This window comes from Streptomyces sp. MspMP-M5, from assembly GCF_000373585.1.
Lineage (GTDB): Bacteria > Actinomycetota > Actinomycetes > Streptomycetales > Streptomycetaceae > Streptomyces.
On sequence record NZ_KB891929.1, the window covers coordinates 86,198 to 104,797 of the forward strand.

An 18,600-nucleotide genomic window follows, 5' to 3' on the forward strand; every position below is an offset into this window, starting at 1 on the left:
GAAGCGCCGACTCTACTGATCCTTCCGTTGCCGCTGTGCACCGCCACAAAGGATGGCGTCCTCGGAGGGTTCGGGCTGGGTCTGGCTAGGCTGGGGGCGTCGGCACGAGGTCGTTCCGGCACCCCAGCAAGCTCATGCGTACAGGAGAACAGCATGGCGGAGCGCAAGCCCATCGAGTCGTGGCTCACCGATATGGACGGGGTGCTGATGCACGAAGGCATCCCGGTGCCGGGCGCAGACGCATTCATTACGAAGCTGCGCGACTCAGGCCGTCCGTTCCTGGTCCTTACGAACAATTCGATCTACACGGCGCGTGACCTCCACGCCCGGCTGAGCCGGATTGGGTTGAACGTACCCGTGGAGTCGATCTGGACGTCCGCACTCGCCACCGCGAAGTTCCTTGATGACCAGCATCCCGGCGGCTCGGCATACGTCATCGGTGAGGCGGGCTTGACCACCGCTCTGCACGATGTGGGCTACGTCCTCACGGACACCGAACCCGATTTTGTGATCTTGGGTGAGACTCGAACTTACTCGTTTGAGGCCATGACGAAGGCTGTCCGGCTGATCAACGATGGCGCTCGATTCATCGCGACGAATCCCGACGAGACCGGGCCCTCCACTGAAGGTGCGCTTCCCGCGACGGGGGCAGTTGCCGCCCTCATCACGAAGGCGACGGGCAAAGAACCCTACTTCGTGGGCAAGCCGAACCCGCTGATGATGCGTACGGGCCTCAACACAATTGGCGCGCACTCCGAGACCAGCGCGATGATCGGCGACCGAATGGACACTGACATCTTGGCCGGGCTGGAAGCAGGCATGGAGACCTTCCTCGTCCTCACCGGACTGACCGCCCCAGCGGACATCGACAAGTTTCCCTACCGTCCGACCCACGTCAAGGACTCCATCGCGGACCTGGTCGACTTCATCTGACCGCCACTGGCTCTGGCCGGTCCGGCAGACCGTCAGGCGGCCAGAGCAAGCCCCCCGGAGGCTGCCACAGCAGCGTTTCCGCAGGTCAGGCCCAAATACGTTTTGGGCGTGCTAGTCCCGCCGAGGACGACGTAGTCGGGGGCGTGGTCGGTGAGGATGTAGCCGATGTCGTGCAGGGCGGTGGTCAGGCCGGCCTCGCCGATGACGTAGGCGGTGCCGCCGGGCCGCTGGTCGTCGAGGAACTGCGCGGTGGCCAGCGCCGAGGTCCAGATCGACTCCCAGGGGACGTCCAGGCCGATGCGGTCGAGGCGGGCGTGCAGGTCGCGGGGGGTGTAGATGGAGTTGTTGGTCAGGACGAGGAAGGGCTTGCCCGATTCTCGGAGCCGCTTGATGAAGGCGTCCGCGCCGGGGACCGGCACGCCCTCGTGCATGAGGACACCGTCCATGTCGGTGAGCCAGGACTCGATCGGCTTGCGCTCTGCCACTGCCACTCCTGCGGTGCGTGTCGACCAGAGCCGGCCGCTTGGCCAGGCCGTCGGCCGGCCCCTCGGAGGGCGGCCGACGGCCCCAGCCTAAGTCAGCGGCGGCCCGCCGGCCCTGGTCGGCGGGGGTCAGCTTCCGGTTGCGGTCTTCCAGGCGCCGATGTAGGTGTCGAGGTTCTTGTCGATGTCGTGCCAGTCGGGCTGGAAGACGTCGACCCCGCTCATGATCCTGGCGAGGGCGGTGGCGTTGGGGTCGGTGGCCTTGACGTCCTTGCGGGAGGTGAAGCCGCCGCCGATGGCGGAGACCTCTTGCTGGACGGGCTTGCTGAGCAGGTAGTCGAGGAACTTCCGGGCGTTGGCGGCGTGCGGGGCGTCCTTGACCAGGCCGGCGGCGTAGGGGAGGGCGAAGGTGGCGGGGCGGGCGCCGGGCTTGCCGGCGGGGAAGAAGATGCCCTGGTCGGGCATGGTCTTGAGGTTGGCGTAGTTCATCTGGACGTCGCCGTTGGCGACCAGGAGTTCGCCCTTGTCGGTCTTGGGGGCGAGCTGGCCGGTGGAGGAGGACGGGCCGACGTTGTTGGCCTGGAGCTTCTTGAGGAAGGCCATGGCCGGGCCCTGGCCGCCGAAGTCGTGCAGGGCCTTGACGAGGACGGCGGTGCCGTCGCCGGCGACGCCGGGGGTGGAGTACTGCAGCTTGCCGGCGAAGCGGGGGTCGGTGAGGTCCTGCCAGGTGGCCGGGGGCTGCTTCAGCTCCTTCTTGTTGTAGATGAAGCAGAAGTAGTTGTTGACGACGGAGACCCACTTGCCGTTGGGGTCCTTGTCGGCGGCGGCGACCTGTTCGGAGCCGTGCGGGCGGTAGATGTCCAGCAGGCCCTTGTCGTCGGCCTGCTGGATGAACGGCGGCAGGGTGACCACGACGTCGGCCTTGGTGTTGGCGCGTTCCCGGGCCAGGCGCTGGACGGCGGCGCCGGAGCCGGACTCCACGTAGTCGACCCTGATGCCGGTCTGCTGCTGGAAGTCCTTGAAGACCTTGTCGTAGAAGCCGTCGCCCTTCTCGCTCTTGAGGCCGTCGGCGCTGTAGACGGTGATCACCTTGGCGTGGGGGTCGGCGGCGGAGGCGCCGCAGGCGGTGCCGGTGGCGGCGAGGACGAGGACGGTGGCGCCGACGGTGAGGAGGCGGTGCGGGCGGCTGGGCATGGCGGGTGCTCCTGGGGAACGGGGCGGGTGGCGGGGCGGGGGTGGCGCAGGGGTTCAGCGGTAGGTGGCCCTGGTGCGGACGCGGGAGACGCCGAGCAGGACGAGGAGGGTGGTGGCCATGAGGGCCACGGCCAGTGCGGCACCGGTGAAGAGGGCGCCGCGGTCGGTGGCGGCGAAGATCTGGACCGGCAGCGGCATCCAGTCCGGCGGGTAGAGCATCATCGTGGCGCTCAACTCGCCCATGGACAGGGCGAAGCACAGGCCCGCGGCCGCGGTCAGCGACGGCAGCAGCAGGGGGAGTTTGATCCGCCACAGGACGTGGGCGGGGCGGGCGCCGAGGGCGGCGGCGCTCTGTTCGTACGCCGGGTCGAGGCGGGCGAGTGCGGCGGTCACGGACTGGTAGGCGAAGGCGGTGACCAGCACGGTGTGGGCGATGATCACGATCTGCGGGGTGCCGTTGAGGAGGAACGGGGGGCGGGAGAAGGCGACGAGGAGGGCGAGGCCGACGACGACGGAGGGGACGGCGACCGGCAGCAGGAAGAGGGCGTCGAGGAGCCGGCGGCCGCGCCGGCCGAGCTTCTCGGCGGCCAGGGCGGCCCAGGTGCCGGCGGTCAGGGCCGCGACGCCGGCGGCGAGGGCGGTGAGCACGCTGGTGGTGAGGGCGGTCAGCGCGTCCCCCCGGGCGATGTCCTGATAGTGCGTCAGGGTCGGGCCGGAGGGGAGGGCGCCGCTCCAGCCGTCGGCGAAGGAGGCGGCGGCGATCACCAGCAGGGGGAGGGCGAAGACCGGGACGAAGACGAGGAGGAACACCGCCCGGATGATCCGGCGGGCGGCTGCGCTATGGACGAGCACGGTCGACGCCTCCTGCGGCGAGGGCGGGTACGGGGGCCGGGGCGGGGGCGTTTCCGGTGGAAACGGCGGTGGGGGCGGCGGTCGCGGCCGGTGCGGGCCGGCGGCGGGCGGCGGCGCCGGCCGTGCGGGCCGTCACCGCGCGGTAGAGGGCGTAAAGAGCGGCCGACAGGACGATGTTGACGACCGCGACGACGCAGGCGCCGGTGTAGTCGCCGTCGAGGATCGCCTTGGAGTAGACGAGCACCGGCAGGGTGACGACGTCCTTGGCGCCGGTGAACAGCACGATCCCGAACTCGTTCAGGCACAGCACGAGGACCAGCGCACCGCCGGCGGCGAGCGAGGGCAGCGCCTCGGGCAGGATCACCGTCCGCACGATCCGCCACGGCCCGGCGCCCAGCGATCCGGCGACCTCCAGTTGCGCGGTCTCCACCTGCGCGAACGCGGCGAGGAGGGGGCGCATCACGAACGGCGTGAAGTAGGTGACCTCGGCCAGCAGCACGCCCCAGGGGGTGTGCAGGAAGTCCAGTGGCCCGTGGGCGGCACCGGTGACGTCCGTCCACAGTCCGTTGGCGATGCCGGCGGTGCCGTAGAGGAACAGCAGGGCGAGGGTGATCAGGAAGGACGGGAAGGCCAGGAAGAGGTCGACGAAGCGGGCCAGCGCCCGGCCGCCGGGGAACGGGACGAAGGCGATGACCAGGGAGAGCAGCAGGCCGAGGAGGAGCGCGCCGAGGGTGGCGCCGGCCGCGATCAGCACGGTGTTGGCCAGCGCGTCCCGGAAGGAGGCGGTGGCCAGGACCGCGGTGTACGGGGCGGTGGTCGGTCCGCCGCCGTTCTCCGGGGTGACGGACTGACGGACGACCAGGGCGAGCGGGTAGAGGAAGACCAGTGCGAGGGCGGCGACGGGCGGCAGGGCCCACAGGGCGGCGGTCCGGGCGCGGTTCGGCCCGCCGGCCGCCGGGGTGCGGTCAGACATGGTCCGCCCCGCCGTCCGGAATATCCGGGACGTCCACCGGGACGTCCGCCCGGAGGCCGGCCGGGACGAGGACCGCGTCCTGCGGGGCGAAGTGCAGGGCGAGTTCGGTGCCCGGTGGCGGGGTCTCGCGCAGCTCCCGCAGATCGGCCAGGACGCGGTGGCCCGCCACCTCGACGTACAGCCGGTGGGTGGCGCCGCGCCACTGGACCTCGGTGACGGTGCCGTGCAGGGTGTTGCCGTCCGGGTCGGGGCTCGCGCCGAGGCCGAGGAGGTGCGGGCGGACGCAGAGCGTGGCGGTGGCGCCCGGGGTCGCGTCCCCGGTGCGGGCGGCCAGCGGACGGCCGGCGAACTCCACGCCGCCGGCCCGGCGCACGGTGACCGGCAGGAGGTTGGCGGTCCCGACGAACGACGCGGTGAACGCGGTGCGCGGGCTGCGGTAGAGCTGTTGCGGGGTGCCGCACTCGCGCAGCCGGGCCGACTCCAGGACGGCGATCCGGTCGGCGAGGGTCAGCGCCTCGACCTGGTCGTGGGTGACGTAGAGGATCGAGACGTCCGGCAACTCGCGGTGCAGGCGGGCGAGTTCGGTGAGCATGCCGGAGCGCAGCCGGGCGTCGAGCGCGGACAGCGGCTCGTCGAGCAGCAGCACGCCGGGGCGGATCGCGAGCGCGCGGGCGAGGGCGACCCGCTGCTGCTGGCCGCCGGACAGCTCCCGGGGGTGCCGGCCGGCGTAGGCGGCCATGCCGACCAGTTCCAGGGCCTCGGCGACCCGGCCGGGGATCTCGGCGCGCGGGACCTTCTGCGCCTTCAGTCCGAAGGCGACGTTGTCGGCGACCTTCATGTGCGGGAAGAGCGCGTACTGCTGGACGACCATGCCGATGCCGCGTTTGTGGGGCGGCAGGTCGGTCACGTCCCGGCCGCCGATCAGGACCCGCCCGGAGGCCGGGCGGACGAATCCGGCGACCGCCCGCAGCGCGGTGGTCTTGCCGGAGCCGGACGGGCCGAGCAGGGCCAGCACCTCGCCCGGTTCGACGGTCAGGTCGAGCGAGTCCAGGACGGTGTGCTCGCCGTGCCGCCCGTAGGCGACGGTGACGTGGTCGAAGCGGATGCCGGAGGCCGGGGGCGGGGCGGCGGTCGTGGCAGGGGCGGGGGCCGTGGCGGCGGGCATCTCACACCACTCCCAGCAGCGCGGGCAGTTCGGCGACCGAGCCCAGGACGTGGGTGGCGCCGGCGGCCGACAGCTGGGCGGCGTCGTGGGCGCCGGTGCGCACCCCGGCGACCACCGACGCGCCGCTGCGGCGTCCGGCGATCATGTCGTAGGAGGTGTCGCCGGCCACCGCGATCTGCGCGACGTCGTCGGCGGCGCCGGTGCGCAGCAGGGCGGCCAGCACCATGTCCGGGTACGGGCGGCCGCGGCCGCCGGCGTCGGCCGGGCAGAGGGTGAGCCGGACCAGGTCGCGCCAGCCGAGCGCGTCGAGGAGGGCGTCCTGGGTGACCCGGGCGAAGCCGGTGGTGAGGACGACGGTGCGGCCGGCGGCCTGGAGGGCCTCGATCGCGGCGCGGGCGCCGGGGACGGGGGCGATCCGGCCGTCGTCGACGAGGTCGCCGTAGGCCGCCTCGAAGGCGCGGTTGGCGCGCCGGGCGGCCTGCTCGGTGGCGTGCGGGTCGCCGTCGGGGGCGGCGAACAGGTGCCGGAAGACGGAGATCTTGGACTCGCCCATGGTGGCGCGGACGTAGGCGAGTTGCTCGGCGTGCGCGGGGCTGCCGGGCTCGACGCCCATGTGGCGGGCGGCGGCGTCGAAGGCCCGCTCCACCAGGCCGTCGTCGGCGACGGTGGTACCGGCCATGTCCAGGACGACGAGCCGGATGTCGTCGGGACGGAAGGTGCCGGGGGTGTCGGGGGTGCCGGTGTTGCCGGGCGTGTGGTCGGGGTGCGTCAACGGGCTCACCATCCCAGTGCGTTCGCGGTGGTCTCGGCGATGGCCGGGGAGCAGGTCATACCGCGTCCGCCGGGCCCGGTGACCAGCCAGACGCCGTCGCGGACCTGCTGGCGGTGGACGACCCGGCCGGGGTCGGTGCACTGGGCGTAGACCCCGGCCCAGCGGTGGCGGATACGGGGCAGCGGGCGGCCCAGGATCGCCTCGACGACGCCGGTGAGGTGCTCGTAGGGCTCCTCGACGGTGTCGAAGGCGAACGGGGCCTCGTACTCGTGGGTGTCGCCGATGGTCAGGCCGCCGTCGGCGCGCTGGACCATCAGCAGCTGCATCTTGTGGGCGGCGGCGGTCGGGGCCTGCGGCCGGCCGGCGTTGAGGGCGTCCAGGGCGTCGCCGCGGTAGGCGGGGTAGTAGCGGAAGCTGTCGGCGTCGGCGACGGAGGTGGTCAGCGGCTCGCCGAGCGGGTCGGTCTGCATCATCTGCAGGCGCACCCGGCGCACCGGCAGGTCGGGGACCAGCTCGCGGACCAGCCCGCCGAGCCAGGCGCCGGTGCACAGGATCACCGTGTCGCCGTGGTGGGTGGTGCCGTGGTCGTCGCGGACCGCGTGCTCGCCGACCACGTCGCGGACCTCCCGGCCGCCGAGGTAGGTGTACCGGCCGGACGCCAGCAGGGCGTCCTTCAGGGCGCGTTGGGCGACCCGGGGCTCCACGGCGGCGTCGCGTTCGCACCACAGCGCGCCGGTGAAGTCGCCGCGCAGGGCGGGGTTGCGGGCGCGGGCCTGCGCGGCGTCGAGGAGGCGGTAGCCGCGGGCGGCGGCGTCCGGGCGGCGGGTGGCGGCCTCGGCGACGGCACGCTCGGCGTCGTTGCGGACGACGGTCAGCGAACCGATGGCGCGGAAGCCGATGCCGGGGACGCGGGCACCAATGCCCTCCCAGAGTTCGCGGGCGCGCAGCGCGGTGTCCAGCTCCTCGCCGCCGGCCCGGCCGCTGACCCAGATCTGCCCGAAGTTGCGGACCGAGGCGCCGCGGGCCTCGGCCTCCCGCTCGATGTGGAGGACCTCGTGGCCCCGTTCAACTGCGTGCCAGGCGTGCATTGTTCCCAGCACGCCGGCTCCGACGACGATGACTCGCATGCCCCAGACGGTCGCGGCGCCGGGTGGCGCGGAGGGGAAGGTTCGGCGACGAGCCGGTTAACACGCCTTCAAACTTGGCCTAGACCCGTTATCTTTTCGTAACATCAAGCCGAACTACCCACCGCCACCCACCGGGTAGGAATCGGCCAGGGGCCCACCCACCCCCTACGGGCCCCCTCCCCCGCCCCCCTACGGGCCGTCGTCCCGCCCCTGCGCACCGCCGCCGCCCAGATGCGTGGTGAACGAGAACCGGTCGCCCCGGTAGAGGGACCGGACCCGCTCCAGCGGACGGCCCTCGGTGTCCCGGGACAGCCGGTGGATGAGGAGCATCGGCAGCGCGCCCGGCGTGCCGATCAGCAGCGCCTCGCGCGGGGTGGCCAGGACGGTCTCCAGGCGCTCGTCCGCGTCCCCGAAGGCGGTGCCGAGGCGCTCGCGGAGGTACGCGTAGAAGGACGAGTCCGGCTCGAAGTCGGCCGCCAGGTCCGGGACCCGGGACACCGCGACATAGGTGCTCTCCAGGCCGACCCGCTCGTCGTCGGCGAGCAGCACCCGCTCCATGTGCCACACCGCGTCGCCCGCGGCGAGCCCCAGATCGCGGGCGAGCGCCGGCGGCGCGGGGAAGCGGTCCAGCGAGACGAGGTGCCGGCCGGGCCGGCGGCCCTGGCGGCGGACGCCCTCGGTGTAACTGGCGAGCGAGAGCGGCTGCTCCATCTTGGGGCCGGCGACGACGGTGCCGCGCCCCATCCGGCGCAGCCGCCCCTCCAGCACCAGCTCCCGGAGCGCCTGGCGCAGCGTCTCGCGGGACACCTCGAAGCGCAGGGCCAGTTCGCGCTCGGCGGGCAGCGGTTCGCCCTCGCCCAACTCCTCCAACAGGGCGGCGAGATCGACCTTCGCCGCGTAGTACTTGGGGATGCGTCCGTGCTCGGGAATGCCGGACCGAACGGGTGCGCCAGGATCCTGGCCGTACGGGAACTCCACCCGGGGATCTTCGCATCAGGGTGGGTGGAGGGGCGCGGGGACCCTCGGGGGTGGCCGGTTCCCCTACGGCGCGGCAGTACCGGCGGTACGACGCGGCACTCCAACCCACCTCCGATGTACGGGAGTTCCCCCACCGTCCGCCTCAGCCGCCCCGATCAGGGACCGACCGCCCCTACCGGAACAACCCCTTCAGCACCAGCTCCGCCGCGCCGTCCGCGACCGTGCGGGGGCCGCCGCGGGCCGGCGCCACCGGTATCGCGGACGCGCCCCCGGGACCGCCGCCTGCGGCCGCGCCCGGCCGGCCGCGCAGCGCCGCGTGGTCGGCCAGGACGCGGGCCACGCCGTCCCGGAACACCTCCGGGTGGGCCAGGACGGTGCGGCCGCCGAGCAGCACCCGGTCGATGTCGAGCAGTTCGACGAGGTTGGCCGCGGCCACGCCCAGCACCCGGGCCGCCGCCGGGAGATCGCCGCGGGCCACCGCCGCCAGGCACAGCGCCTCGACGCAGCCGCGCCGCCCACAGCCGCACCGCGGCCCGTCCAGCTGCACCACCTGGTGGCCGAACTCGCCCGCCCCGGTGTGCGGCCCGCGGTAGAGGCCGCCGTCGAGGACGAGCCCGGCGCCGAGCCCCGTCCCCAGGTGGAGGTAGGCGAACGAGGCGCCGCCGTCGTCCTCGGGCGCGCGGCTGAGGCCGAGGGCCGCCGCGTTGGTGTCCTTGTCGAGGACGACGGGCAGGCCGAGGCGGTCGGCGAGCGCGTCCCGCAGCGGGAAGCCGTCCCACTGGGGGGCGCCGGTGACCTGGCGCAGGACGCCGGTCGCATGGTCCAGCGGCCCCGGGCAGGCCACGCCCGCGCCGAGCACCGGCGGCCCGCCCGCCGCCTGCCGCAGCGCCGCGACCTGCCGCGCGGCGGTGGCCAGGACGGACCCGGCGCCGGCGCCGAAGTCCAGGGGCGCGCGGCGCACGGCGGCCGGCCGGCCGGTGAGGTCGGCCAGGACGCAGATGATCTCGTCGCGGTCGAGGTGGACGCCGACGGCGTGCCGGGCCCCGGGGACCAGCCGCAGCACCGTACGGGGCTTGCCGCCCGTGGAGGCGCGGCGGCCCGCCTCGGCGACCAGGCCGTCGGCGCGCAGCCGCGCGGTGATCTTGCTGACCGCCTGCGGGGTGAGCCCGGTCCGCTCGGCCAGCTCCAGCCGGCTTGCGCCGGCCTCCCCCGCGGTGCGCAGCAGGCCCAGCACCAGGGCGGTGTTGTGCCCGCGCAGGGCGAGGAGGTTGGCGCCGGGGGAGGCGGAGGCGGCGGGCCGGGCGGGGGCGGTCGGACCGGCCGGGGCGGGTGGGGCGGCCGACGGGCCCGGCGCGCCCTCCCGCCGCTCGCCGCCGTCCGGGTGATCGGAATCGTTGCTGCTCACCCTCCCATTCTCCGCACTGCTTGCACTTTGGCAACAGCGTTGCGAAAGTGGAGGACATGAGCGACCCCGAAGCACCCAGCGCCCCCGCCACCACCGCGGCCGCGGCCCGCACCGCCCCCTTCCGCGTCGGCCTGATCGGTTACGGCCTGGCGGGCTCGGTCTTCCACGCCCCGCTGATCGCCGCCACCGACGGGCTGCTGCTCGACACCGTCTCGACCGGCAGCCCCGAGCGGCAGGCCCGGGCTCGCGCCGAGCACCCGCAGGTCCGCACCGTGGCCACCGCCCAGGAGGTCCTGGACCGGGCCGCCGCCGGCGACCTCGACCTGATCGTGCTGGCCTCGCCGAACAAGACGCATGTGCCGCTCGCCACCGCCGCCCTGGAGGCCGGCGCCGCCGTCGTCGTCGACAAGCCGCTGGCCGCCACCGCCGCCGAGGCCGAACAGCTCGCCGCGCTCGCCGACCGCCGCGGCCTGCTGCTCTCGGTCTTCCAGAACCGCCGCTGGGACAACGACTTCCGCACGGTGCGCCGGCTCCTCGCGGACGGCGCGCTCGGCGCGGTGCAGCGCTTCGAGTCCCGCTTCGAACGCTGGCGGCCGCAGCCCAAGGGCGGCTGGCGCGAGTCCGGCGACCCCACCGAGCTGGGCGGACTCCTCTACGACCTCGGCAGCCACCTCGTCGACCAGGCGCTGACCCTCTTCGGCCCGGCGGCCTCGGTCTACGCCGAGTCCGACGTCCGCCGCCCGGGCGCGGAGGCCGACGACGACACCTTCCTCGCCGTCACCCATGCGAACGGCGTCCGCTCCCACCTCTGGGTGAGCGCCACCGCCCCCCTCCTGGGCCCCCGTTTCCGGGTACTGGGCGACAAGGCGGGCTACACCAAGCACGGCCTGGACCCGCAGGAGGCGGCACTGCGCGAGGGCCGTCGCCCCGGCGACGGGGAGACGGAGTGGGGCGTGGAGCCGAGGGCCTGCTGGGGCCGGCTCGGCGCCGGGGCGTCCCCGCGGATGGGCGGCGGCGACCCGGTGCCGACGCTGCCCGGCGACTACCCCGCGTACTACGCCGCGATCGTCCGCGCCCTGCGGGACGGCGGCGCACCGCCGGTGACCGCCGCCGAGGCCGCGGCCGCGCTGCGCGTCCTGGAGGCCGCCAGGACCTCGGCGGCCGAGGGCCGCACGGTCCGCATCGGGGAAGGCGCATGAGCGCCCCGGTCTGCGCCCGGCCGTAGAGGACGAAATCCGCACCCTGGAAGCGCAGGAACGGCGCCTGGTCTTCGACACGTTCGACAACGAGGACGGTGCCTGGCGGGGCCGCGCCCCACGTAGCCGGCTGTCCCGCCGTGGGGGTTCGCCTTGTTGCGCCTGACGGCGCTTGCCGTTGCGCCTGACGGCGCGTTTTCCGGCCCGCTTCGCGGGCGTTGTCGGTCCGCTGCGCGGGGCGGGTCCGCTGCGCGGGGCTTGGTCGTACGTTGCCGGGTGCGGCGTCGTTTGCGCCTGCGGCGCATTGCCGGTCCGCTGCGCGGGGCTGTCGGGTGCGGTGCCGGGTCTGCGGGGCAGGGGGTGTGTCCGGACTGCTTCGCTTTACGTCCGGACACACCCCCTGCCCCGCAGACCCGTCCCCTCCCGTGGTGGGTCATAGAGACGGTAGGTGGGAGCTGGCGTAAGTGGTCCCGTGCCGGTCGCTCGTCATCGACGGTCACCCCTCAGTCCAGAGCCTGCACCGGCCCACAGACAGATGGTGCAACTGGCCTGAAATCCAACCCCCAACGGGAGGGGACGGGCCGGAGGGGGTGGTGTGCCGGACGTAAAGCGAAGCAGTCCGGCACACCACCCCCGCAGGCCCGTCACCGCACCCAACAGCCCCGCGCAGCGGACAAACACCACGCCGCAGGCGCAAAAGACAAGCGCCGTCGGGCGCAAGCAAGGCGAACCCCTACGGCGGGGAAGCCAACTACGTGGGAATCAAGCCAAGCGCAGCGCCTGCCGCTGGCGCCCCACCCCGTCGACCTCCAGTTCCACCACATCGCCGGCCCGAAGATACGGCTTGGGGTCGGGCTGGCCCATCGCCACTCCCGCCGGGGTGCCGGTGTTGATCACGTCGCCCGGGTACAGGGTCATGAACTGGCTTACGTAGCGGACCACTTCGGCCACCGGGAAGATCTGCTCGGCGGTGGTGCCGTCCTGTTTCAGCTCGCCGTTGACCCACAGCCGGATGCCCAGTGCCTGCGGGTCCGGTATCTCGTCGGCGGTCACCAGCCACGGGCCCAGCGGGTTGAACGTCTCGCAGTTCTTGCCCTTGTCCCACTGGCCGCCGCGCTCGATCTGGAAGGCGCGCTCGGACACGTCGTGCGCCACCGCGTAACCGGCCACCGCCGCCCGTGCCTGCTCGTCGCTCTCCAGATAGCGGGCGGTCCGGCCGATGACCACCGCCAGTTCGGCCTCCCAGTCGGTCTTCACGCTGCCGCGCGGGATGAGCACGGTGTCGTCGGGGCCGACGACGGTGTCCGGGGCCTTCAGGAAGACGATCGGCTCTTCGGGGGTGGCGGCCCCGGTCTCCCGGGCGTGGTCGTGGTAGTTCAGCCCGATGCACACGACCTTGCCGATCCGCGCGACCGGCGGGCCGATGCGGAGCCCGGCGTCGTCCAGTACGGGCAGGTCGCCGGCGGCCGCGGCGGCCCGGACGCGGGCGAGGGCCGCGTCGTCCGCGAGCAGCGCGCCGTCGATGTCCGTGACCAGGCCCGACAGGTCCCGCAGCAGGCCGGTTTCGTCGAGCAGCGCCGGGCGCTCCGCCCCCACCGGTCCGACACGCAGCAGCTTCATCGTCACAACTCCCGTGGTCGAAGGGTCGGTCCGGGAGGGTGCTCCCGGACCGGCCGATGGGGGACGGCCATCGAGCGATTTGGCTGATCCTCCGAGAACGGGGTCCACTCCGCAAGACCCCGTTCACGGACTGGACCGTTACTGAGCGGTAGTAACGATCGGGGTGCCGTCGGGCCGTCGGTTGTCAGCGCGCGGCGCGGTGTTCGGCTTGCCCGGGGCGCCCGACGCGTCCGAACCGCCCTTTTGCGCCGCGGCATTGGCCCTGGCCCGGGCCGCCTTCTGCCGCGCCGCCCGGGACTTGGGCCCACCCCGCCGCCCCGCCCGCGCCCCCGGGGAGGGGGAGCATGGGGCCGAGGTGGAAGTGGGCTGCGCCTGCGACGTCGACTGCGGCTGCGGCTGCCCGGTGGTGCTCGCCGCCGGCTTGGGGCCCCCGGTCGTCTTACGCTGCGTCGTCCGGCGGGCGGTGGTCGTCTTGCCGGCTGCCGCCGGGTCGCCGTCGGCCGCGGGCTTCCGGTTGCGGTGGAGGAGGGCGCGTTCGCAGGCCGTCCAGGTCGTGGTCGTCACCATGTAGAGGCCGGCCGCCAGCGGGACCACCGCGACTGTGATCAGCGTGCCGAACGAGAGCAGCGGCATCAGCTTGCCGAGGGCGCCCAGGCCCGGGGCCGCGGTACCCGCGGCGGGGGTCGGGACGGCGGCCGCCGCTGCCCGGGCGCGGCGGTAGTTCCAGGTGGCGACGGCCGCGATCAGGGCGAAGAGCGCGAGGTAGACCAGGCCCTGAGGGCCGGCCATCCCGCCGTCGGCGAGGGCCCGGCGCCAGGTGCCGCCGAGCGGCGCGCCCAGCAGCGTGTGGTTCAGCAGGGTGCCGCTGCCGGTGGAGAAGAGGTGGTACATCACGAAGAAGACCGGGATCTGGAGCAGGCTCGGCAGGCAGCCGGCCAGCGGTGAGGAGCCGGACTTCGCGTAGAGGTCGCTCATCGCCTGCTGGAGGCGCTCCCGGTCACCGCCGTACTTGCGCTGGAGGGCGGCGATCTGGGGGGCGAGGGCGGCGCGGGCCTTCTCGCCGCGGGCCGCCGCGCGGGCGAGCGGATGCAGGGCGGCGCGGACGCCGAGGGTGAACAGGACGATGGCGGCGGCGGTGGCCGCGGTGCCGAAGAGCGGTTCGATGAGCTGGGCGCCGCGCGTCAGCGCCTCGCCGAGGATGTCGAAAACGGACATGGGTGAGCCCTCCACGGGTCTCGTCGTGCCGGAATGGAGAGACGGCGTGACGAGCCGCGCGGGCACGCACCGGCGCAGCGGTGGGACAGGTCGGGAGGGGGACGTCGCCGGTCAGGGCACGGGCCGGGGCAGGGTGAGGGCCGGCCAGGGCAGGTGCCGGAGAGCAGTCGGGCGTCGGGGGTGCGCCGGAGCGGCTACGCGGCCGCCGGGAGGGCGCGGCCCGGTGCTCGCGGGCGCGGCCGGCCGGCGGCGTCCGGGTCGCGTTGCGGCAGGAAGGCCGTACGGCGCTCGCGGTCGCGGATGGCCGTGCGTATGCGGCCCGGTGGGACCGGGCGGGCGGTGGCGGCCAGGGCGAGGGCGCTGCACAGCAGCAGCACCGCGGCGGTGGTCGCGGCGGCGGCGAGGGACGTCGTCAGACCGCTCTGGGCGAGCAGGAGTCCGACGAGCAGGAAGAACAGCGCGCTGGTGTAGAGCCGCCAGGCATCGACGATGCGGTACATCCGGCTCCCCCCTTCCGCGCTCCCCCGCGCGTGCGTTGCTCTCGTCACTCTCGTTGCTCTCGGTCGGCGGCCCGATGCCGGTCCGACCGTCCGTTCCAGAGTAACCGCACCCGCGACCGCCCGCGACAACCAGTTCGAGGATTCACTCCAGACGGTGAACGGCAATAGACGGCAGTAGACGGCAGTGCTCAGCGACGCATTGCGGTGAACCGCAGCCGGCTGCGGCCGATGGGTGGCGCGGGCCCTACCGGGGGCCGCTCGCCTCCGCCGTCCCGGCCCCGGCACCGGCACCGGTCGCGTCCCCGACCCGGGGGAACTCGTCGTCCAGCGCGAGCACTTCGGCATCCGGGCGGTCGTCTCCGCGTTCGCGCGGGCCGAGCCAGGTGACCGCCAGGGCCACTGCCACGTTCACCGCGAGGCCGACGATGCCGGCGTTCACACCCCAGACGGGATCGTGGCCGCCGAAGACCAGAACGCACACCACGGTGAAGCCGGCCGCCAGGCCGCTCACCGCCGCGTACATCGTCAACCGCCGCCACACCAGCCCCAGGAGCAGCATCGGCACCAGCTGGGCCATGCCCTCGTAGGAGATCAGGGAGAGCCGGACGAGGGTGTTGGGCGCGGTGTAGGTGAGCACCAGCGCGAGGGCCCCGGCGACCACCACGACCACCTGCGACCAGAGTTTCTGACGGGACGCCAGGCGCGGCACCGCGCCGAGCACGCTCCTCCCCCACATCGTGCCGATGACCAGCATGAAGACCGCCATCGGCACGATCGACGAGAGCGCCGCGGCCGCCCCGATCACGCCCACCGCCCAGGCCGGCAGGGAGTCCACGACGAGTTTGAACAGCGCGAGGTTGGAATCGGCGCCGGTCAGGCCCGGGACGACGAACAGCGCCGCCAGTCCCAGCAGCATCGGCACGAACAACAGGACGTTGTAGAAGGGCAGGTACATCGCGTTGCGGCGGAGCGCGTCGGCGTTGCGGGCGCCCAGGTAGCCGGCCACGGTCGTCGGGAAGATCACCACCGTCAGGGAGTTGATCACGGTGGTGGTGACGAACCACGTCTGGCCCAGGCCGTTGGAGGCGTGGCCGGGGAAGGTCAGCCACTGCGGCTTCTCGGCGACGACGCGGTCCAGGAAGGGGCCGTAGCCGCCGAAGTAGTGCAGCGGGACGTACACCGCGAGGAAGCCGAGGGTGACGACGACCAGGATGTCCTTGAGGACCGACACCCAGGCGCTGCCGCGCAGTCCGCTGACGACGACGAAGCCGGTGGTCACCGCGAAGCCGATGAAATAGGCCCAGTTGAGGCTGATCGTGCCGTAGGAGAGGGTCGAGACGACCACGCCCATGCCGGTGATCTGGAGCTGGATGTAGGGCAGCAGGCAGACGGTGGCGAGGACGGCGACGGCGGCGCCGAGCCAGGGCCGGCGGTAGCGGTGGGCGACGATGTCGGTGATGCCGACCAGGTCGTGCCGGCGGGCGTAGGCCCACAGCATCGGGCCGACGACATAGCCGACGGCGTAGCCGCAGGACATGTAGGCCACGACGTAGAGCACCGGGGCGCCGAAGTTGTAGCCCCAGCCGGCCGCGCCGAGGTAGCTGAAGCTGGTGTAGCTCTCGCCGGCCATCAGCACCCAGATGAAGACGGTGCCCAGGCTGCGCCCGCCCACCGACCATTCGGCGAGCCCGCCCGGCCGCCCCTCCGACGCCCCTCTGCCGCGGACCGCGAGCAGCCCCAGGACGACAGTCAGCAGCATGAACGCGGCGAAGATCGCGGTGGCGACGGTGGCGTTCACGCGCCGCCCCCGGTCGCTTCGTCGCCGCTCCGGCCGTGACCGCGCCGGAGGTCGCCGCGGCGCGCCAACCACACCGACACCGGGGTCAGCAGGATCGCGAGCAGCATCCAGAAGAAGAGGAACGGCAGGCCGAGCACGGTCGGGGTGACGCGGTTGACGGCCGGCAACGCGAGCAGGAACAACGCGTAGGGGACCAGCAGCCAGAGCGCTGCGCTTCGCCTGCGCCCCACGTTTTCGGCTTTCCCGCCGTAGGTCGGTTTTCGCACGTCGGCCGAGCCTAGTCGTTGCACTTGGCTGGGCTCCCACGTAGTCGGCTTTCCCGCCGTAGGGGTTCGCCTTGTAGCGCCTGGCGGCGCTCGCTTGTTGTCCGCTGCGCGGGGCCGGTCCGCTGCGCGGGGCTTATCGGCCGCGGTGCCGGGCCTCCGGGGCAGGGGGTGTGTCCGGACTGCTTCGCTTTACGTCCGGACACACCCCCTGCCCCTCCGACCCGTCCCCTCCCGTGGGTGGTCATAGAGACGGTGAGTGGGGGCTGGCCTGAGTGGTCCCGTGCCGGTCGCCCGACAATTGCGGTCACCCATCCGTCCAGAGCCGGCACCGGCCCACCAGACATGAGCCCCAACTCACCTGAAATCCAACCCCCCAACGGGAGGGGACGGGCCGGAGGGGGTGGTGTGCCGGACGTAAAGCGAAGCAGTCCGGCACACCACCCCCGCAGGCCCGTCACCGCACCCAACAGCCCCGCGCAGCGGACAACAAGCGACGCCGCCAGGCGCAAAAGACAAGCGCCGTCGGGCGCAAGCAAGGCGAACCCCTACGGCGGGGAAGCCAACTACGTGGGGAAAACCGGCGGCTTCAGCCGCCTACCGCCCGGGACACCGCATAGATGCACAAGCCCGCCAGCGCCCCCACCACCGTGCCATTGATGCGGATGAACTGCAGGTCGCGGCCGATGTGGGCCTCGATCTTGCGGGAGGTGTGTTCGGCGTCCCAGCCGGCGACGGTGTCGGTGATCAGGGCGGTGATCTCGCCCTGGTACGTCGTCACGACGTAGACCGCGGCGCCCTCCAGCCAGCCGTCGACCTTGTCGCGGAGCCGGGCGTCGGTGGCCAGCCGGCCGCCCAGGGAGAGCAGTGCGGCGCGTACCCGCAGCCGCAGCTCGCTCCGTTCGTCCTCGGCGGCGGCCACGATCATCGCGCGGACCGCGCCCCAGGCGGAGGCGATCAGGTCCTGGACCTCGCCGCGGCCCAGCACCTCGGACTTGAGCCGTTCGACCTTCTCGCGGGTGCCCGGGTCGGCGCGCAGGTCGCCGGCGAAGTCGGTCAGGAAGCGGTCCACCGCGCCGCGCGCCGGGTGGTCGGGCATGTCGCGCATCTCGGTGACGAAGCGCAGGAGTTCCTTGTAGACGCGGTCGCCCACTCTGCGGTCGACGAACCGGGGGGTCCAGCCGGGGGCGCCGCCGGAGACCGCGGCGAGCACCGCGTCCCCGTGGTCGACCAGCCAGTCGTGGGCGCGGGCGCAAACCAGGTCCACGACCCGGGTGTGGCCGCCCTCGGCGACGATCTTCTCCAGCAGGGCGCCGATGCCGGGCGCGACCTCCTGGGCGTCCGCGCGGCGGGTGATGGCCTCGCCGACCACCGCCTGGACGTCGGAGTCGCGCAGTACGGTCAGCGCGCCGCGCAGCGCGGTGGACAGTTCGGCGGTGACCCGGTCGGCGTTGTGCGGTTCGGCGAGCCAGCGGCCGAGCCGGGCGCCGATGCCGACCGAGCGCAGCCGACGGCGGACCACCTCGCCGGAGAGGAAGTTCTCCCCCACGAAGTCGCCGAGGCTCTGCCCGAGCTGGTCCTTCTTGGTGGGGATGATCGCGGTGTGCGGGATCGGCAGTCCCATGGGCCGCTTGAACAGCGCGGTGACCGCGAACCAGTCGGCCAGCGCGCCGACCATGCCCGCCTCGGCGGCCGCCGCCACGAAGCCCGTCCAGCCGCCGGCGCCGGCCGCGCCGGCCCACTTCGCCAGGGCGTAGACCGCAGCGACGGCCACCAGCAGCCCGGTGGCCAGGGCCTTCATCCGGCGGACGGCCTGCCGCTTCTCGGCGTCGGCGGCGCTGTAGCGGAAGCCGCCGGGCACCGTGCGGCCGCCCGCGCCGCCCGCCGCGGGCACCGGCTCCACGGCCCGCGCCCCCTCGGTCGTCGTGTCGTCCATCCGCTCCACCGCTCCCGCCGTGTCCCCCGCCGACCGTACCGGCCGTACGCCCGTATGTGTCCCACAGTGCCCTACTCCTGGAACCCGCCACGAGTTCCCGGCGTCCGGGACACCCGGTGCGGAGCAGGGCGCCGGGCGGCCGGTGGGGGGTACGTGGGATCATGGACCACCGGCCGGACCGCTGCGACGCT

16 protein-coding genes and 1 pseudogene are annotated in these 18,600 nt (G+C 73.5%); 2 read left to right on the top strand and 15 right to left on the bottom strand.

The genetic code is table 11. The features are described from left to right. Nucleotides 1-153: 153 nt before the first annotated feature. Nucleotides 154-933 (top strand): HAD-IIA family hydrolase, encoded by a 780-nt coding sequence (locus B073_RS0132390; RefSeq protein WP_018542233.1) that lies wholly within the window; start codon nt 154-156, stop codon nt 931-933. A gap of 107 nt (nt 934-1,040) precedes the next feature. Here the strand turns inward: B073_RS0132390 and B073_RS41910 are convergent. From B073_RS41910 to B073_RS0132435, 9 genes and pseudogenes are all read right to left on the bottom strand, one after another. Beyond that, nucleotides 1,041-1,418 (bottom strand): annotated as a pseudogene (locus tag B073_RS41910) (TIGR01457 family HAD-type hydrolase); the annotation flags it as partial. 126 nt (nt 1,419-1,544) lie between these two features. Further along, on the bottom strand, nt 1,545-2,609 hold the full coding sequence (locus tag B073_RS0132400; protein ID WP_018542235.1) for a 2-aminoethylphosphonate ABC transporter substrate-binding protein: 1,065 nt from the start codon (nt 2,607-2,609) through the stop codon (nt 1,545-1,547). A gap of 54 nt (nt 2,610-2,663) precedes the next feature. Continuing rightward, nucleotides 2,664-3,461, bottom strand: a complete 798-nt coding sequence (locus tag B073_RS0132405) for an ABC transporter permease (RefSeq protein WP_018542236.1) — start codon at nt 3,459-3,461, stop codon at nt 2,664-2,666. Further along, on the bottom strand, nt 3,448-4,434 hold the full coding sequence (locus tag B073_RS0132410; protein ID WP_018542237.1) for a 2-aminoethylphosphonate ABC transporter permease subunit: 987 nt from the start codon (nt 4,432-4,434) through the stop codon (nt 3,448-3,450). Before B073_RS0132410 ends, B073_RS0132405 begins: the two co-directional genes overlap by 14 nt. Further along, entirely contained in the window at nt 4,427-5,599 is a 1,173-nt protein-coding gene (locus B073_RS0132415) for an ABC transporter ATP-binding protein (protein ID WP_018542238.1), read from the bottom strand. The genes B073_RS0132410 and B073_RS0132415 overlap by 8 nt, the downstream gene beginning before the upstream one ends. 1 nt (nt 5,600) lies before the next feature. Beyond that, nucleotides 5,601-6,383, bottom strand: coding sequence for a phosphonatase-like hydrolase (locus B073_RS0132420; RefSeq protein ID WP_051094308.1), 783 nt, complete (start codon nt 6,381-6,383; stop codon nt 5,601-5,603). Further along, a complete protein-coding gene (locus B073_RS0132425; protein ID WP_026247931.1) occupies nt 6,377-7,498 on the bottom strand; it encodes a TIGR03364 family FAD-dependent oxidoreductase in 1,122 nt (373 codons plus the stop codon). Before B073_RS0132425 ends, B073_RS0132420 begins: the two co-directional genes overlap by 7 nt. Before the next feature lie 189 nt (nt 7,499-7,687). Continuing rightward, entirely contained in the window at nt 7,688-8,476 is a 789-nt protein-coding gene (locus B073_RS0132430) for a GntR family transcriptional regulator (protein ID WP_018542241.1), read from the bottom strand. 172 nt (nt 8,477-8,648) lie between these two features. Further along, nucleotides 8,649-9,881: an ROK family protein gene (locus B073_RS0132435; RefSeq protein WP_018542242.1), complete on the bottom strand. Its 1,233-nt coding sequence runs from the start codon at nt 9,879-9,881 to the stop codon at nt 8,649-8,651. Between the two features lie 56 nt (nt 9,882-9,937). Here B073_RS0132435 and B073_RS0132440 point away from each other — a divergent pair, with 56 nt between their 5' ends. Continuing rightward, complete coding sequence (locus B073_RS0132440) at nt 9,938-11,080, top strand: Gfo/Idh/MocA family oxidoreductase (protein ID WP_018542243.1); 1,143 nt, start codon at nt 9,938-9,940, stop codon at nt 11,078-11,080. 759 nt (nt 11,081-11,839) lie between these two features. Here B073_RS0132440 and B073_RS0132445 read toward each other — a convergent pair. From B073_RS0132445 to B073_RS0132470, 6 genes are all read right to left on the bottom strand, one after another. After that, nucleotides 11,840-12,697: a fumarylacetoacetate hydrolase family protein gene (locus B073_RS0132445; RefSeq protein ID WP_018542244.1), complete on the bottom strand. Its 858-nt coding sequence runs from the start codon at nt 12,695-12,697 to the stop codon at nt 11,840-11,842. A 138-nt stretch (nt 12,698-12,835) separates the two neighbouring features. After that, entirely contained in the window at nt 12,836-13,912 is a 1,077-nt protein-coding gene (locus tag B073_RS0132450) for a YidC/Oxa1 family membrane protein insertase (RefSeq protein ID WP_018542245.1), read from the bottom strand. A gap of 194 nt (nt 13,913-14,106) precedes the next feature. Further along, entirely contained in the window at nt 14,107-14,412 is a 306-nt protein-coding gene (locus B073_RS0132455) for a DUF6412 domain-containing protein (RefSeq protein WP_018542246.1), read from the bottom strand. A 244-nt stretch (nt 14,413-14,656) separates the two neighbouring features. After that, entirely contained in the window at nt 14,657-16,210 is a 1,554-nt protein-coding gene (locus B073_RS0132460) for a sodium:solute symporter family protein (protein WP_018542247.1), read from the bottom strand. Continuing rightward, nucleotides 16,207-16,476 (bottom strand): DUF3311 domain-containing protein, encoded by a 270-nt coding sequence (locus tag B073_RS0132465; RefSeq protein WP_051094310.1) that lies wholly within the window; start codon nt 16,474-16,476, stop codon nt 16,207-16,209. Before B073_RS0132465 ends, B073_RS0132460 begins: the two co-directional genes overlap by 4 nt. A gap of 586 nt (nt 16,477-17,062) precedes the next feature. After that, nucleotides 17,063-18,409 carry a DUF445 domain-containing protein gene (locus B073_RS0132470; protein WP_018542249.1) on the bottom strand — a complete coding sequence of 449 codons (1,347 nt, stop codon included), beginning with the start codon at nt 18,407-18,409 and terminating at the stop codon, nt 17,063-17,065. Nucleotides 18,410-18,600 lie beyond the last annotated feature (191 nt).